Genomic DNA, 16,017 nt, shown 5'->3' on the forward strand with positions numbered 1-16,017 from the left:
GTGCCCCGCGTGGCGAGTGATGATCATCCTGAAGAGGCCCCCTCGGGCAGCGGGCGCAGGCGGCGGCCGCAGCTGCTGTGGCTGGTCGTGCCGTACGTCCTGTACCTCGGCGCCCTGCCGCTCGTGAACCGGGTGCAGCCCGTCGTCCTCGGGCTGCCGTTCCTGTTCGTATGGCTGCTGGGGGCGACGCTGCTCACGCCCGTCGCCGTGTGGCTGACCTGGCGGGGGGACCACAGGCGATGAGTTCCGCAGCGGTGGCGACGTCCATCTTAGGTGTCTTCATGGTCGCGACGGTCGGGCTCGGGCTGCTCGCCATGCGCGGGCGCGGCGGCGGTCAGGGCGGGCTCGCCGAGTGGTCGGTGGGCGGGCGCAGTCTCGGGGCCGTCTTTATCTGGGTGTTGATGGCCGGGGAGGGATATACGAGTTTCAGTTATCTCGGTGCGGCGGGGTGGGGGTACAACTACGGGGCCCCGGTGTTGTATGTCGTGGCGTACATGTCCTGCGGTTACGCGGTGGGTTATGTCGTCGGGCCGATGCTCTGGGCGTACGCGCGCAAGCATTCCCTCGTCGGCATCACGGACATGGTGGCCCACCGGTACGGGAAGAAATGGGCCGGGGCGGTCGTCGCGATTCTCGCCTCCGTCTTCCTGCTTCCGTACATCCAGTTGCAGATCACCGGGATGGGGGTGGTCGTGTCGACGATTTCGTACGGTGCCATCAGCCTCAACTGGGCCTATTTCATCGGGTTTGCGGTCACTGTCGGATTCGTGGTCGTGAGTGGGCTGCGGGGGAGTGCCTGGGTTTCCGTGCTGAAGGACCTGCTGGTGATTCTCACCCTCGGGTTCCTGGCCGTCTACGTACCCCTGCACTATTTCGGCGGGTACGAGAACTTCCTCGACCGGGTCGTGACCGAGAAGGCGGAATGGCTGACCTTCCCCGGGCACGGGGAGAGCGGATTCGGGCAGTGGTGGTTCATTACTACTTCCTTCCTGAATTCACTGACGGTGGTCATTTTCCCGACGACGGTGGCCGGATACCTCGGCGCGAAGTCCGCCGACGGGCTCCGGCGGAACGCCATGTGGCTGCCCGCCTACAACGTCCTCCTCTTCGTGCCCATGCTGCTCGGCCTCGCCGCCCTCTTCGTCGTCCCCGGCCTGACCGGCGCCGACTCCAACCTCGCCCTCTTCAAACTCGTCGTGGACTCGCTGCCCGCCTGGCTGGTGGGCGTCGTCGGGGTCGCCGCAGCGCTCTCGTCGATCGTGCCCATGGCGGTGTTCATGCTGGTCATCGGCACGATGTGGGGGCGCAGCGTGCTCGGGCTCGTGCCCCGGTGGCGGGGGCGCGAGAAGGCCGCCTCGCAGGTCGTGGTGGTCGTGGCCGGGGCCCTCGCGCTCGTCCTCACCTACACCGCGCCCAACACACTCGTACGGCTCTCGCTCATCTCGTACGAAGGCATGGCCCAGCTCCTGCCCATGCTGCTGCTGGGGCTGGTGTGGCGGAAGCTCACCCTCGCCGGGGCGCTCAGCGGGCTCGTGGTGGGTGTGGGGGTGGTGTGCGCGCTCGTGTTCACCGGGAACGATCCGCTCTGGGGGACCAATGCGGGAATTGTGGCCCTCGCACTCAACCTCCTGGTCGCTCTCGGCGTCTCCTGGGGTGGGCCCGCCGAGAACGACGACCGGCCCGACGACCAGGTCCTCGCCCGCGACCCGCTGAGCGAGCCCCTGGCCAAGGGTGCCGAAACCGTGGCACGCTGAACTGCGACGAGCGAGAAGGAGGGGTGGGTGTGATCGGGAACGTGGCACGTGCGCGCTATGCGCTGCTGATGTTCTTCCTGCTCGCCCAGGTCCTCTTCGACCTCGGCGGCTTCGGCTTCGCGGGCGCCGTCGCGCTCGCCGCCACCGCCACCGCCGGGGCCGCGCTCATCGCGTGCGCGCTCCTCGCCGGGCGTGCGGCCCCTGCCGTACCGCGTACGAAGGTACGTACGGCCCTGCGCGACCGGGAACGGCGCACCGCCTTCCTCGCCCAACGAGACCCCGACGCGGCGGGCCGGCCCCGCCCCAGGGCACCCGGGCAGCTGTCTCCGACGGCCGCGTAGGGGACTCGTACACCTGCTGCTTGATCCTTGAGAGCCCCTCGTGGGTCGTCTGCCGATGCGCTTTTCCGCGCCTTCTTCCTTTCGGTATGACGAGACCCCCGGAGGGCTCTTTCCGTGTTTTCCCTTTTCGCTTCTCTCGTCGAGCTGCTCGCTCGCGCTCTTGAACCCGTGTTCGCCGTATCGGCCACGGCCGCCGCCATCGTCGTCTTTACGATGCTGGTGCGCATCGCCTTCCATCCGCTGGCCCGTGCCGCCGTACGCGGCGAAAAGGCGCGGCAGGCACTCGCCCCGCAACTCGCCGCGCTGCGGAAGAAGCACGCGAAGAATCCGGAGCGGATGCAGAAGGAGATTCTCGCGCTGCACGCCGAGGCGAAGGTGTCGCCGTTCTCCGGAATGCTGCCGATGCTGGTGCAGTTGCCGGTCTTCTTCGTCATGTATCACGTCTTCTCGTCGGCGAAGGTCGGCGGGGAAGTGAACGAACTGCTCGGGCACCGGCTCTTCGCGGCGCCGCTCGGGTCGCGGTGGAGCGATGCGCTGGGCGACGGTGGTGTTTTTGGTGCGCAGGGGCTCGTATATCTGGGTCTTTTCGCGCTCATCGCGGGTGTCGCGACGTGGTCGTTCCGGCGGGCGCGGCGGAATGCTGCGGCTTCGGAATTCGCGTCGGTGGCGAACGGGGTGCCGGGTGGTTCGGGGCTGTTCAAGTGGCTGCCGCTGCTGTCGTTCGGGACGATCGTCACGGCGGCGGTCGTGCCGCTGGCGGCCGGGCTGTACCTGGTGACGACCACCGCGTGGACGGTTGCGGAGCGGGCGTGGTTGCAGCGGGAGCGGCCGGAGAAGGCGGGGGAGGTTGTTCCGGCCGGGTAAGGCGGGGTTCGGGTCCTATGGGCGGTCCGGTCCAGTTGGTGAACGCGGGCTTGCGGAGCGGGCCCCGACCTTGGACGATCGAACAATTCTCCGGTGGCCGGGCCGCGGCGCATGTGCGCGGTCGGGTTGGGCGCGACCTTCGACCACAAGGAGATCGTCAGTATGAAGCTGCTGCGTGTGGGGCCCGTCGGTGCGGAACGTCCGGCGTTGCTCGACGAGGACGGCGTGACCGTACGCGACCTGTCCGGGGTCGTGACGGAGATCGACGGTGCCCTGCTCGCCGACTCCGCCGCCCTGGACCGGGTGCGGGAGGCGGCACGGGCGGGCACCCTGCCCGTGCTGGACACGGGGGGCCTGCGGATCGGGGCGCCGCTGGCGCGGATCGGCAAGGTCGTGTGCGTCGGGCTGAACTACTTCGACCACGCGAAGGAGGTCGGGGCGGCGATCCCCGAGGAGCCGATCCTGTTCCTCAAGGCCCCCGACACGGTCGTCGGCCCGAACGACACCGTGCTGGTCCCGCGCGGGAGCGTGAAGACCGACTGGGAGGTCGAGCTCGCGATCGTCATCGGGCGGACCGCGCGGTACGTGGAGAGCGCGGAGGCCGGACTGTCGTACGTCGCCGGGTACGCGACCTCGCACGACGTCTCCGAGCGGGAGTGGCAGATCGAGCGGGGCGGCACCTGGGACAAGGGCAAGAACTGCGAGACGTTCAACCCGTTGGGGCCGTGGCTGGTGACCGCCGACGAGGTGCCGGACCCGCAGGCTCTCGCGGTACGGCTGTGGGTGAACGGGGAGCTGAAGCAGGACGGGACGACGGCGGAGCAGATCTTCGGGGTGGGGGAGGTGGTGCGGTACGTGTCCCAGTTCATGACCCTGTACCCCGGCGATGTGATCAACACGGGGACGCCGGCGGGGGTGGCGATGGGGCAGCCGGCCCCGAAGCCCTTCCTGCGGGTGGGGGATGTGGTGGAGCTGGAGGTGGAGGGGCTCGGCCGCCAGCGCCAGGAGCTGAAGGGGGCGTAGGGGGCCTTCTCCGCCCCGCCTCGGGCGCCGGGAGCACCCTCCCCTTTCCCTCCCACTCTCGTCCCCTTGGGCGGCGGGGCCGCCCCCCGGGGGCGGGACGGGCGGGCAAGGGGGCGGCCCCTCCCGCTCCGGGCCCACCCCGGCACCGGCCCCGCCCGCACCTTGCACGCCGGGTGCGCGCAGCCACAGGGCCCTCGGGGCGCTTCCCCGTGCCGGGTAGGTGAAGCTCCGGCCCGCTGGGCCAAGAGGGCCCCAGCCCCGCCCCTTCACCTAAAGCGCTCGGCCGCGCGGCTGGGTGGGTGGTTGCTCGCGCAGTTCCCCGCGCCCCTGAAAGGGGCACGGGAAGGGGGCGGCCCGCACGGGCAGGGCGCGCCCGCGTGGCGGAGCCGCACAGCGGCAGCCCCGCGCCCCTGAAGGGGCACGGCACAGTGCGTCAGGGGAGGTGGACGGTGCGGCCCTCCGTGGCGGACTGGCGGGCCGCCTCCAGGACCGTGAGGGTCGCTGCCGCCTCCAGGGCCGTCACCGGCGGGGGAGTGGAGGTCCGGAGGGCTTCGGTGATCGCGGCGTAGTAGGCGCCGTAGGAGCCGGGGAGCGTCGGGACCGGGGTGCCGCCCCCCGTCAGGGGGGATTCGCCGGAGCCCAGGTGGCCCCAGAGTTCCTTGGGCTCCTCGCCCCAGGTGCCCGACGCCGACGGCCGCTTGCCCTCGCGGAGGGCCGCCTCCTGCGGGTCGAGCCCGTACTTCACGTAGCCCGCCCGGGACCCGAGGACCCGGAAGCGCGGGCCCAGCTGGGCCGTGGTCGCGCTCACGTAGAGGTGCGAGCGGACCCCGTTCGCGTGGGTCAGAGCGAGGAAGGTGTCGTCGTCGGCGGCCGCGCCCGGGCGGCGGACGTCGGCCTCGGCGTACACCTGCGTGACCGGGCCGAAGAGCGTCAGCGCCTGGTCGACGACGTGGCTGCCCAGGTCGTAGAGCAGCCCGCCGATCTCGGCCGGGTCGCCCGACTCCCGCCAGCCGCCCTTGAGCTGCGGACGCCACCGCTCGAAACGGGACTCGAAGCGCTGTACGTCGCCCAGCTCGCCCTCGGCGATCAGCGCGCGCAGGGTGAGGAAGTCGTTGTCCCAGCGGCGGTTCTGGAAGACCGAGAGGAGCAGGCCCCGCTCCTCGGCGAGGGCGGCCAGCTCGCGGGCCTCGGCCGCCGTCGCGGAGAGCGGCTTGTCGACGACCACCGGCAGGCCCGCCGCGAGCGCCGCCTTCGCCAGGGGGACGTGGGTCTTGTTCGGCGTTGCGACGACCACCAGGTCCAGCTCGGCGGCCCGCGCCCACACCTCCTCCGGCCCGTCCGCGAACCGTACGTCCGGGAACTCCTCGCGCGCCTGCGCCCTGCGCTCCTCGTTCGACGTGACGACCGTGTCGAGGACCAGGCCCTCGGTCGCGGCGATCATCGGCGCGTGGAACACGGAACCGGCCAGCCCGTAGCCGAGCAGAGCCACCCGCAGGGGGGTGTCGGTGGAGGGATCGGACGAGGTGGGAGCAGGTGTGGACGTCATGGTTTCCACTTAAACAACGTGAATGGAGAAGTGCAAAAAGGGGGTGAGGGCGTGCCCTGGCGCAGTGCGGCGGCCGGGGTGGGCGGTTCTGGCCGGCGGCCGTCGGTCCGTGAAGGGGCTCCGCATGCGTCGATTCGCTTGCAGGGATGGCCAGTTGAGCGGTTTACCGGGTGTAGGGCTGTCGTATGAGGCGTTTCCCGCCTATCGGAATTGACTGAAACTGGGCCGATAGAGGGGACTTTGCCCGGTGTTCGGCCGTACGGGGTCGTGGCGCTGTCGTCGCAGGTGGCCGACGTGGCAGGGTCACGGATCATGCCGGACCCCAGGGCCCGGAAGAGGTGCTCAGGCGTGATTCACGCGCCGTTCCGGGTGTCCGAAAATCGCCGTCCGTCTCCTCGTCCGCCCTCGCGACCAGAAGGGGCCAACCCATGCGACTGCGCAGCGCACTTGTCCTGGGCGTCACCGCCGCCACCCTCGCTCCGGCGTCGGGCGCGGTCGCCTCCACCGCCGACGACGGGCTGCTCGACCACCGGCTGTGCTCGGTCGCCGCCGTGGGCACCCTGCTCGGGGCTTCGGACGACTGTACGGATTCGACGGATTCGGGGGATTCGGGGGCGTCCGCCGAGAGCCCGCATCCCGGCGCCGTCCGCACGCAGGCCCAGCCCGCTCCCGTGCAGGAGGAGGTCCCCGGCCGCCCGGCGCTGGAGGACCCCCCGCTCCACACCGAGGAAGCCCGCCCCTTCGAGATTCAGCTGCACCGGGAGCCCCTCCGGCCCCAGGAGGCCGCACCCCCGCGACGCATCAGCACCCGGCCCGCAGCGCTCACCCCCACCTGCGGCGACCCGGACAGCGCCGACTTCCCCCTCACCACCCGCATCCACCGGGCCCCCGCCTCCTACCGCCCCGGCGGCGACAGTGCCGAGTGGGCCCTCGACCTCGCCAACACCACCGACACCGCCTGCCCCGGTGTCCACCCGGTCCTCGTCCTCACCGACGAGGCCCGCACTCTGCGCCCCGGCGACGTCCGCGCCGAGTACCACGCGGGCGGTGCCTGGCACCGGATCCCCTTCGTCCGTACCGACCGCGACGAGCTGATCGGGGTCTTCGGCGAGGACCTGCCCGGGTTCGCGGTGGGCGGCGGGCAGACGCAGACCGTACGGGTACGGCTCGGCTTCGCCGAGTCGGCCGCGCCCGGTGCCGTCGTCGCCAACGCGGCGATCGTGCAGCGCCGCGGCGACGACGGGGACTGGGTCGGGCAGTCCGACGACTACCGGTTCATGATCTCCAACTCCGTTGACCAGGAGAGCAGTTACACGGCGGGTGCCGGAAGCCCGCACCAGCTCGCACAGTCGGGTCCGAGCCCCTTGCTCGGACTTGGGGACACCGCCGTCGCCTTCCTCCTCGGCGGCGGAGCCCTTGTGGTGGGTTCTCGGCGGATGCGGACGCCGCCGAAGCGCTGATCCTTCCCGATCCTGCGCTTCGGCCTCCGCGTCACGCCGAATCAGCCGCTCCCACCACCTTCCGGAAGCAGTGCCCGCGCCGTCCCAGCCGATTCACCGGCGGCGCGGGCATTGCTGTGTCCGGACGGACGCGTTCCGGCCGCCCGAGGCCCGCCGAGGCCCACGGAAGCACACGGAAGCCCGCGAAAGCCCCGCACCCGGCCCCTCGTACACCGTCATCTGCGACGATCCCTGACGTGGACTACCCGAACACGCACCACCAGGACCCCGGCGCGCCCGTCCGGTCCGGCATCCCGGAGCACGGACGCATCCCGAAGTACTACGCCGTCAAGGCGCATCTCGCCGAGCTGCTCGGGGAGTTGGCGGAGGGCGAGCTGCTGCCCACCGAACGCGACCTCGCCGTACGGTACGAGGTTGCCCGCGACACCGTGCGCCAGGCGCTGCGCGAGCTGTTGCTGGAGGGGCGGGTGCGGCGGCAGGGGCGCGGCACGGTCGCCGCCGGGCCGAAACTGGAACAGCCCCTGGCGTTGGCCTCCTATACAGAAGGCGTACGCCGGCAGGGCCGCCGCCCGGGGCGCAATCTCATCGGCCTGGAGCGTTTTCCCTGCCCGGCCGGCCTCGCCCCGGACGTCGGCGTGGAGCCGGGGGCGCCGGTCTGGCACCTGGAGCGGGTGCTGCTCGCCGACAACGAGCGGGTGGGGCTGGAGAGTTGTTATGTCGCGGTCGATCGCGTTCCGCGGCTCGATGTCGACTTCGAACCCGATTCTTCCTTTTATGCCTACCTCAGCGAGGAGGTCGGCATCGGGCTCGGCCGGGCGGGGGAGCGGATCGAGACCGTTCTCGCCACCCCGCGCGAGGCGCTGCTGATCGGTACGCCGCCCGCGCTGCCGATGCTGCTGATGCACCGGTGGACGCGTGATGTGACCGGGCGGCCGCTGGAGCGGGTGCGGATGCTCTTCCGGGGCGACCGGTTCAGCTTCTCCACCCAGCTCGGGAGCTAGCGGTCGCGGGGAGGCGGAAGCAGCCGATCCGACTCACGGCGATAACGGGAACGTAACGGGTCTGAGCCAGCCTTGGGGGGCTGTTCACCGTGCCGTTGCCGGGTGGATCCGGCCACGTCACTCGCCCCGAGGAGCGTAGCCGCCGTGAGAGTCATAGTCGTTGGAGCCGGCGTGGTGGGAACCATGCACGCCTGGCACGCAGTGGAACGCGGCCACGAGGTCGTACAGATCGAGCGCGAGAGCGAGGCGCGCGGCGCGAGCCTGCGCAACTTCGGCCAGATTTGGGTCAGCGGGCGGGCCGGTGGCGAGGAACTCGACACCGCGCTGCGGGCCCGCGAGCTGTGGGAGGGCATCGGGGCCCGTGTCCCCGGCCTGGGCTTCCGGGCCAACGGATCGCTCACCCCGGTCCGTACGGAACTCGAACTCGCCGTCGCAGAAGCCGCGTTGACCCGTGACGACGCGGCGGCGCGCGGCTACAAGCTGCTCACCCCCGACGAGGCGCGCGGCATCAACCCGGCCCTGCGTGGCGACTTCCTCGCCGCCCTGTGGTGCGAGCGGGACGCGGCCGTCGAGCCGCGCACCGCCCAACTCGCACTGAAGGAAGCACTGTTGGCCTCCGGGCGGTACACCTTCCTCGGTGGCCGCGAAGTGCGTGACGTGGTCGGCGCAGGCGCCGTGCGCGACGACCACGGCGACGTGCACCGGGGAGACGCCGTCGTGCTGTGCACCGGTGCCTGGCTCGGCGGACTCGTCCGCGAGCTGGCCCCCGACCTGCCGGTGCGCCGCGTACGCCTCCAGATGATGCAGACCGAGCCCCTCGGCGAGACCCTCACCACCTCCGTCGCCGACGCCGACAGCTTCCGCTACTACCCGGCCTACGCGGGCGGCGCGCTGGACGCCCTCAACGACGGGCAGGACCAGACGCCCACCGCCGCCGCCCACAAGATGCAGCTGCTCATGGTGCAGCGGCGCGACGGCGGGCTGACCATCGGCGACACCCACGAGTACGAGCACCCCTTCCGCTTCGATGTGGAGGAGGAGCCGTACGAGCACGTCGCAGCGGTGGCGGAGAGCTTCCTGGGCCGTCCGCTTCCGAAGATCCGGCGGCGCTGGGCCGGGGTGTACGCCCAGTGCACCGACAAGAGCCGCGTGGTGCACCGGCAGCAGGTGCACGACGGCGTATGGCTGGTGACCGGGCCGGGCGGACGCGGGATGACCTGCTCGCCCGCCATCGCCGAGAAGACCGCGAACGAATGGGGCTGGTGACAGGAACATGAGCAGCAACACCATGAGCAGCAACCGCATGGATCTGGTCGTTCTCGACATGGCCGGCACCACCGTCGCCGACGGCGGTCTCGTCGAGCAGGCCTTCGCCGCGGCCGCCGAGAAGCTCGGCGTCGTGGCCGGGACCGCCGACTTCGACAGCAAGCTGGACTACGTCCGCGCCACCATGGGCGAGTCCAAGATCTCCGTCTTCCGGCACCTCTTCGGCGACGAGGCCAAGGCCCAGCAGGCGAACGCCGCCTTCGAGGAGGCGTACGGGAGCCTGGTCGACGGCGGTCGCATCGCCGAGATCCCCGGGGCCCGCGAGGCCATCGAGAAGCTCGCCGCCGACGGCCGGACCGTCGTCCTGACCACCGGGTTCGCCCGGGTCACCCAGGACGCGATCCTCGCCGCGCTCGGCTGGCAGGACCTGGTCGGGCTCACCCTGTGCCCCGCCGATGCGGGCGGCCGGGGGCGTCCGTACCCGGACATGGTGCTCACCGCGTTCCTGCGCACCGGGGCGGTGGCGTCGGTCGCCGATGTGGTCGTCGTCGGCGACACCTCGTACGACATGCTCAGTGGTGTACGGGCGGGCGCGGGCGTCGTCGCCGGTGTCCTGACCGGCGCGCACGGACGCACCCAGCTGGAGGCGCACGGGGCGAGCCACGTCCTCGGGTCCGTCGCCGAACTCCCGGAGCTGCTAGCGGAGTTGGGGCGATGAGCAGCGGCATACGGTTCGAGTCGGTCTCGGTCGCGTACGGCAAGAACGTCGTCCTGGACTCCCTGGACCTGACGGTCGAGCCCGGCGAGGTCATGGCCCTGCTCGGGCCCTCCGGGTCGGGCAAGACCACCGCGCTGCGGGCGGTCGCGGGCTTCGTGAAGCCGGCCTCCGGGCGGGTCTTCATCGGGGAGCGGGACGTCACCGCGCTGCCGCCGTACCGGCGGGGCATCGGGATGGTCGTCCAGCAGTACGCGCTCTTCCCGCACCTGCGGGTCGAGGACAACGTCGCTTTTGGGCTGAAGGCGCAGAAGGTCGACAAGGCGGAGATCCCGGCGCGGGTGGCCGAGGCGCTGGAGATGACCGGGATGGCGTCGTACGCGAAGCGCTATCCGCGGGAGTTGTCGGGCGGGCAGCAGCAACGGGTCGCGATCGCGCGGGCGTTGGCGATCCGGCCGAACGTGCTGCTGCTGGACGAGCCGCTGTCGGCGCTGGACGCGCAGCTCAGGTCGGGGATGCTGGCCGAACTGGCGCGGCTGCACCGGGAGTTGCCCGATGTGTCGATCCTGTACGTCACGCACGATCAGGTCGAGGCGCTGACGCTGGCGGACCGGATCGCGGTCATGGACAAGGCGCGGCTCCAGGACTGCGGGACCCCGCAGGAGCTGTACCGGCGGCCCCGGACGGAGTTCACGGCTTCCTTCGTCGGCAACGCGAATCTGCTGCCTGTGCAGGTGGGGGCGGCGGGGGTCCGGTTCGACGGGGTCGAGCTGAGTGTGGACACCCAGGGAGCGGCCGAGGGGGCCTCCGCCACCCTGTGCGTGCGGCCGCACCTGGTCGGGCTCGGGGAGGGGCCGAACGCCCTGCGCGGCACGATCAGCGAGGTCCAGTGGCGGGGGTCGACGCACCGGCTGTACGTGGAGGTCGGTGAGGGACGGCACCGGGTGAAGGCGGATGTACGGGAACTGCGGGAGACGCCGGTGCTCGGGGAGGACGTGGTCCTCCACTTCGCGGCTGAGGACGCGGTGCTGCTCGGGGCGGGGGTTTCCGGTGGCTGAGGCGGGTGCGGTGCCCGCGCAGCGGGCGGCCGGGAGCGAAGGCGGGCCGGAGGGCGCAGGGGGTGCGGCTCCGCCGCCGCCCGCCCCTGTGCCCGCCCTCCCCCAAGTTCTCGGCTCCGCTCGAACAGGGGGTGCCCCCCTCGCCCCCTGGGCGGCCCAGCCGCCCACAGGGGCGGGCGGCGAAGCGGCTCAAGGGGCGGGCGGCGCAGGAGAGTCCGCAGGGGCGGGCGGTGCAGCGCCCGCAGGGGGTGCGGAGACCTCGCGGGGTGTGCCGCGGTGGGTGTGGGCGCTGCCGCCCGTGGCGGTCCTGGCGCTCGTGTTCCTGTATCCGCTGGCGCTTGTCGTGCAGCAGTCGTTCACGGCGGATACCGGAGAGGTGTCCTTCGCGCCCTACGGGGACGTCTTCGCCTCGGAGGCCTTCCGGGAAGCGCTGACGACCACCGTCTGGCTCGCCCTCGGGGCGACCGTCGGGTGTCTCGTGCTCGGGTTCGTCCTCGCGCTCGTCATCGCCTTCGTGCCTTTCCCGGGCGGAAAAGCCGTCGCGAAATTCATCGACGTTTTCCTGTCCTTCCCGTCCTTCCTCATCACGCTCGCGCTGCTCTTCATCTACGGCAGCGTGGGAATGGCGAACGGGGTCTGGACCGGGGTGACCGGAGCCGCCGAAGGGCCGTTCCATTTCCTCACCACGCCCTGGGGTGTTCTTCTCGCGGAAATCACCTACTTCACGCCCTTCGTGATGCGCCCCCTGCTCGCCGCGTTCTCCCAGATCGACACCTCCCAGCTGGAGGTCGCCTCCTCCCTCGGGGCCCGGACCTGGCGGATCGTACGGCAGGTGATCCTCCCCGAGGCGCTGCCCGCGCTCGCCGCCGGCGGGGCGCTCGTCCTGGTGATGTGCCTGAACGAATTCGGAATCGTGCTCTTCACGGGCGCGAAAGGCGTGACGACCCTCCCGATGCTCGTCTACAGCAAGGCGATTCTGGAGTCCGACTATCCGGCCGCCTGTGTCGTCGCCGTCGTCAACATCGCGATATCCGTGGGACTTTACGGAATGTACCGGGTGGTGAGCCGTCGTGTTGGTGCATAGCCGCACCGGGAAATGGGCGACCTGGGTCGTCTTCTTCCTCCTCTTCCTTCCGCTGTTCGCCCTGCCCCTGCTGGTGATCCTCACCGCGTCCTTCTCCACGCACTGGTCCGGCGCCTTCCCGTCCGGTCCCACCGTCGAGAACTACGGTGCCGCCGTGCGCGGCGAATCCCTCCAGGCCCTCACCACCAGCCTCGTCACCGCACTCGCCGCCAGCGTCCTCGCGCTGACCTTCGGCAGCTGGGCCGCACTCGCGGCCGCCGCTCTGAAGAAGGGCGGGAAGCGGGCACTGGACGCCCTGTTCATGCTGCCGGTGGCCGTGCCGTCGGTGGTCGTCGGGCTCGCGGTGCTGGTGGCCTTCTCCCAGCCGCCGTTCCTGCTCAACGGCACCCGCTGGATCGTCATCCTGGCGCACACCATTCTTGTCACGGCGTTCGCCTACCAGTCGGTTTCGGCCGCGATCGTACGACTCGATCCGATGTACGAGCAGGCAGCCGCCTCCCTCGGGGCCCGGCCCTCGTACGTCCTGTGGCGGGTGAAGCTGCCGCTCCTGCTGCCGTCCCTGAACGCGGCCGCCGGACTCTGCTTCGCCCTGTCCATGGGCGAGTTGAGCGCCACGATGATGCTCTACCCGCCGGACTGGATGCCGCTGCCGGTGCAGATCTTCACCGCCACCGACCGGGGCTCCCTCTTCGCCGGATCGGCCGTCGCGGTCGTCCTCATGGGCACCACGCTGCTCGTCCTGCTCGCGGTCTCCCGCATCCGTACCAAAGCGTCCTTCCGCTGATCACGCAGATCACATCGCTATCCAAGGGGATACGAATCGCCATGCAGCGCACCCTCAAGCCGCTCGCCGCCCTCGCCGGCAGCCTCGCCCTCGCCGCGTCCCTCTCCGCCTGCGGCGGATCCTCCGCCGCGTCCTCCTCCGACGAGAAGATCGTCACCGTCTACAGCGCCGACGGCCTCAAGGGCGAGAAGGGCGACGGCTGGTACGACAAGGTCTTCAAGGACTTCGAGAAGAAGACCGGCATCAAGGTCAAGTACGTGGAGGGCGGCTCGGGCGAGATGGTCCAGCGCGCCCTGCGCGAGAAGTCCAACACCCAGGCCGACGTCATCGTCACCCTGCCGCCGTTCATCCAGCAGGCCGACTCCAAGGGGCTGCTCCAGGCGTACCAGCCGGCCGGTTCCGACAAGGTCGCCGCAGGGGACAAGGCGGCCGACGGCAAGTGGACCTCGGTCGTCAACAACTACTTCGGGTTCATCAAGAACAAGAAGGAGCTCCCGGGCGAGACCCCCAAGACCTGGGAGGACCTGCTCGACGCCAAGTTCAAGGGCAAGCTCCAGTACTCGACACCGGGCGTCGCGGGCGACGGCACCGCCGTCGTCATCAAGGCCATGCACGACTTCGGCGGCAAGGACGCCGCCATGGCCTACCTGAAGAAGCTCCAGGCCAACAACGTCGGCCCGTCCTCCTCGACCTCCAAGCTCGCCCCCAAGGTCGACAAGGGCGAGATCCTGGTCGCCAACGGCGACGTGCAGATGAACTTCGCGCAGGCCAAGTCCGCCCCGAACCTGGGCATCTGGTTCCCGGCGAAGGCCGGTGCCGCCAAGCCCACCACCTTCGCGCTGCCGTACGCGGCCGGGCTCGTCAACAAGGCCCCGCACACCGACAACGGCAAGAAGCTCCTCGACTTCATGCTGTCCGACGCCGCGCAGCAGGAGGTCAGCTCCATCGGCGGCGGCTTCCCGTCCCGCTCCGACGTCAAGCCCACCGACGCCAACGCCACTGCCCTCGCCAAGGTCCTGGACGGCGTCGAGATCTTCACCCCGGACTGGGCGGACGTCGACAAGAACCTCAAGGAGTACGTCGACGCCTGGAAGACCGCCACCGGCAGCTGACCGCACGGCAGCCGCCCCCGAGCCGCCGGTGGCTCCATAACCATTCGGCCAAGCTCACCGCACGAGTCTGGACCAGCCCCGCACCATCACGCCAAGGTAACGGGTCTGGTCCAGCCTTGTGCTGCACGGACCTCAGCACGCACGCACCTCCCGCACCGCATCGCTCTCAACACCGGTCACACCCCACGTTGAAGGATTGCCATGCCCCGAGGAATCTCCCGTCGCACCGTGCTCGCCTCGACCGCCGCAGCCACCGCGGCCGTCGCCGTCTCCGGAGGTCTCGCGCTCCCCGCGCACTCCGCCGCCCCCGCCGCCGTACCGACCCTCCCCAACGGGACCAGCGCGGACAAGGTCCTGTTCATCGGCATGGACGGTCTGCGCCACGACCGGATCATGGCCGCGAACGCCCCGCACATGAAGTCCCTGATCGCCCAGGGCACGTACGGTACGAGCCTGCTGTACTGCGCCCCGATGGGCGACACCTCCTCGGGACCCGGCTGGTCGACCATCTCCTGCGGCGTCTGGCCCGACAAGCACGGCGTCGTCAACAACGACTTCATCGGCAAGAACTACGGCACCTACCCCGGCTTCCTCGCCCGCATCGCCCAGGTCAAGCCCGCCCTGTCCACCTTCGCGGCCGTCGACTGGACCCCGCTGGACACCCAGGGCACCGTCACCGCGGGCGCCGACGGCAAGGTCGTCTACAACGGCGACGACGCCCAGGGCTACCCCGTCCACGACCCGAAGATCGCCGCCGACGTCACCGGCGTCCTGCGCGACCAGAACCCGGACGTGGTCTTCGCGTACTTCGGCAACACCGACGTCGTCGCCCACAACAAGGGCGCCATGCACCCCGACTACCTGGCCTGCATCGACCGCCAGGACGCATGGGTCGGCCAGTTCGTGGCCGCGATCAAGGCCCGTCCCACGTACGCCCAGGAACGCTGGACGATCATCATCGCCACCGACCACGGGCACGCCGACGCCGGCGGCCACGGCGGCCCCTCCATCGAGGAGCGCCGGACCTTCGTCATCGCCCAGGGCCCCGGCATCCCGGTCGGCGCCAAGCCCTTCAACACCCGGCTCGTGGACGTCGCCCCGACCGTCTTCCAGGCGCTCGGCATTCCGATCCAGGACGCCTGGGGACTGGACGGGCGCCCGCTGCAACGCCCGTACGCCGACGGCTTCGACGCCTCGTACTCCGCCCTGAAGCCCGCCGTCGACGAGACCGGCATACCGGCCGGGGTGCTCGGCTTCACGCACAGCCCGGCGGGCGGCTGGACCATCGACAACTCGAAGATGCCCGCCACCGGGGGCGTGACCGAGTGGCGCGGCTGGACGCTGACCACCGACGAGTTCTGGACCCGCGCGGAGAAGAGCCAGCAGCGCGAGTCCTTCACCAAGGGGCGCGGGGTGATCGCGGTCGCCGACCCCGACGAGTGGGACGACAAGGGCAGCCCCTCCAGCAGCGCCGCCTTCGACTCCACGCTGATCTCACCCGCCGTCAGCGTCGCCCGCAAGACCTCGATCACCCTGTCGTACGCCACCCACTACCTGGCCTACGGAACCCAGCGCGGCGACGTCCTGGTGTCCTTCGACGGCGGGGCCGACCAGGTCGTCAAGACCTACTCCGCCGACGCCAAGAACAAGGCCGAGAAGTTCACCGTCGCCGTGCCCGCCGGGGCCTCCGCGGTCAAGGTCAAGTTCCGGATGCGAGATGCCCGGAATGACTGGTACTGGGCGGTCGACGACGTACAAGTGGGCTGATCCGCAAGGAGGTTGACGGCAGGGGATCGACCCCCGCCCGAAGCCGTCCGGACGCCCGACGGTAACCATTCGGCCAAGCTTCGCTGCGAGGGTCTGGACCAGTCACCGATATCACGCCAAGGTAACGGGTCTGGTCCAGATTCTTGCGTTCCGGACCTTTGCACGGCCAAGCCCAGGCCACGCAAGTCACGCACGTCCCGCTTGCCTCGATGTGAACAGCCCCGTCCCCGTTGGAGGATCAG

Annotated in this window: 15 protein-coding genes; 14 read left to right on the forward strand and 1 reads right to left on the reverse strand. The window is 70.6% G+C overall.

Features of this window, described 5'->3' with window-relative positions:
- The first annotated feature begins 9 nt into the window (after positions 1 to 9).
- The 5 genes from IE269_RS17980 to IE269_RS18000 all read left to right on the forward strand — a co-directional run bounded on the left by IE269_RS17980 (position 10) and on the right by IE269_RS18000 (position 3,982).
- A complete protein-coding gene (locus tag IE269_RS17980) occupies positions 10 to 243 on the forward strand; it encodes a DUF3311 domain-containing protein (protein ID WP_229897916.1) in 234 nt (77 codons plus the stop codon).
- A complete protein-coding gene (locus IE269_RS17985) occupies positions 240 to 1,754 on the forward strand; it encodes a sodium:solute symporter family protein (protein WP_189824019.1) in 1,515 nt (504 codons plus the stop codon). Before IE269_RS17980 ends, IE269_RS17985 begins: the two co-directional genes overlap by 4 nt.
- A 68-nt stretch (positions 1,755 to 1,822) precedes the next feature.
- Positions 1,823 to 2,095 carry a DUF6412 domain-containing protein gene (locus IE269_RS17990; RefSeq protein ID WP_189824286.1) on the forward strand — a complete coding sequence of 91 codons (273 nt, stop codon included), beginning with the start codon at positions 1,823 to 1,825 and terminating at the stop codon, positions 2,093 to 2,095.
- 168 nt (positions 2,096 to 2,263) lie between these two features.
- Positions 2,264 to 2,959 carry a YidC/Oxa1 family membrane protein insertase gene (locus IE269_RS17995; RefSeq protein WP_229897915.1) on the forward strand — a complete coding sequence of 232 codons (696 nt, stop codon included), beginning with the start codon at positions 2,264 to 2,266 and terminating at the stop codon, positions 2,957 to 2,959.
- A 162-nt stretch (positions 2,960 to 3,121) separates the two neighbouring features.
- On the forward strand, positions 3,122 to 3,982 hold the full coding sequence (locus IE269_RS18000) for a fumarylacetoacetate hydrolase family protein (RefSeq protein ID WP_189824287.1): 861 nt from the start codon (positions 3,122 to 3,124) through the stop codon (positions 3,980 to 3,982).
- 433 nt (positions 3,983 to 4,415) lie between these two features.
- Here IE269_RS18000 and IE269_RS18005 read toward each other — a convergent pair whose 3' ends face one another.
- Entirely contained in the window at positions 4,416 to 5,528 is a 1,113-nt protein-coding gene (locus IE269_RS18005) for a Gfo/Idh/MocA family protein (RefSeq protein ID WP_189824021.1), read from the reverse strand.
- Positions 5,529 to 5,956: 428 nt separating this feature from the next.
- On the opposite strand from IE269_RS18005, the gene IE269_RS18010 reads away from it, so the two are divergent.
- The 9 genes from IE269_RS18010 (at position 5,957) to IE269_RS18050 (ending at position 15,775) form a co-directional block, all read left to right on the forward strand.
- Positions 5,957 to 6,988 carry a hypothetical protein gene (locus tag IE269_RS18010; protein ID WP_189824022.1) on the forward strand — a complete coding sequence of 344 codons (1,032 nt, stop codon included), beginning with the start codon at positions 5,957 to 5,959 and terminating at the stop codon, positions 6,986 to 6,988.
- 236 nt (positions 6,989 to 7,224) lie between these two features.
- Positions 7,225 to 7,989 (forward strand): GntR family transcriptional regulator, encoded by a 765-nt coding sequence (locus IE269_RS18015; RefSeq protein ID WP_189824023.1) that lies wholly within the window; start codon positions 7,225 to 7,227, stop codon positions 7,987 to 7,989.
- Positions 7,990 to 8,133: 144 nt separating this feature from the next.
- Complete coding sequence (locus IE269_RS18020; RefSeq protein WP_189824024.1) at positions 8,134 to 9,255, forward strand: TIGR03364 family FAD-dependent oxidoreductase; 1,122 nt, start codon at positions 8,134 to 8,136, stop codon at positions 9,253 to 9,255.
- A 7-nt stretch (positions 9,256 to 9,262) separates the two neighbouring features.
- On the forward strand, positions 9,263 to 9,973 hold the full coding sequence (locus IE269_RS18025) for a phosphonatase-like hydrolase (RefSeq protein WP_189824025.1): 711 nt from the start codon (positions 9,263 to 9,265) through the stop codon (positions 9,971 to 9,973).
- Positions 9,970 to 11,028: an ABC transporter ATP-binding protein gene (locus IE269_RS18030; protein WP_189824026.1), complete on the forward strand. Its 1,059-nt coding sequence runs from the start codon at positions 9,970 to 9,972 to the stop codon at positions 11,026 to 11,028. The genes IE269_RS18025 and IE269_RS18030 overlap by 4 nt, the downstream gene beginning before the upstream one ends.
- 268 nt (positions 11,029 to 11,296) lie before the next feature.
- Positions 11,297 to 12,112 carry a 2-aminoethylphosphonate ABC transporter permease subunit gene (locus tag IE269_RS18035; protein ID WP_189824027.1) on the forward strand — a complete coding sequence of 272 codons (816 nt, stop codon included), beginning with the start codon at positions 11,297 to 11,299 and terminating at the stop codon, positions 12,110 to 12,112.
- The gene (locus tag IE269_RS18040; RefSeq protein WP_189824028.1) at positions 12,099 to 12,896 is read left to right on the forward strand and encodes an ABC transporter permease; all 798 of its coding nucleotides are present in this window, start codon (positions 12,099 to 12,101) and stop codon (positions 12,894 to 12,896) included. Before IE269_RS18035 ends, IE269_RS18040 begins: the two co-directional genes overlap by 14 nt.
- Before the next feature lie 41 nt (positions 12,897 to 12,937).
- Complete coding sequence (locus IE269_RS18045) at positions 12,938 to 14,008, forward strand: 2-aminoethylphosphonate ABC transporter substrate-binding protein (RefSeq protein ID WP_189824029.1); 1,071 nt, start codon at positions 12,938 to 12,940, stop codon at positions 14,006 to 14,008.
- 201 nt (positions 14,009 to 14,209) lie between these two features.
- A complete protein-coding gene (locus IE269_RS18050) occupies positions 14,210 to 15,775 on the forward strand; it encodes an alkaline phosphatase family protein (RefSeq protein WP_189824030.1) in 1,566 nt (521 codons plus the stop codon).
- Positions 15,776 to 16,017 lie beyond the last annotated feature (242 nt).

It is taken from the genome of Streptomyces spiroverticillatus, assembly GCA_014650415.1.
GTDB lineage: Bacteria > Actinomycetota > Actinomycetes > Streptomycetales > Streptomycetaceae > Streptomyces > Streptomyces spiroverticillatus.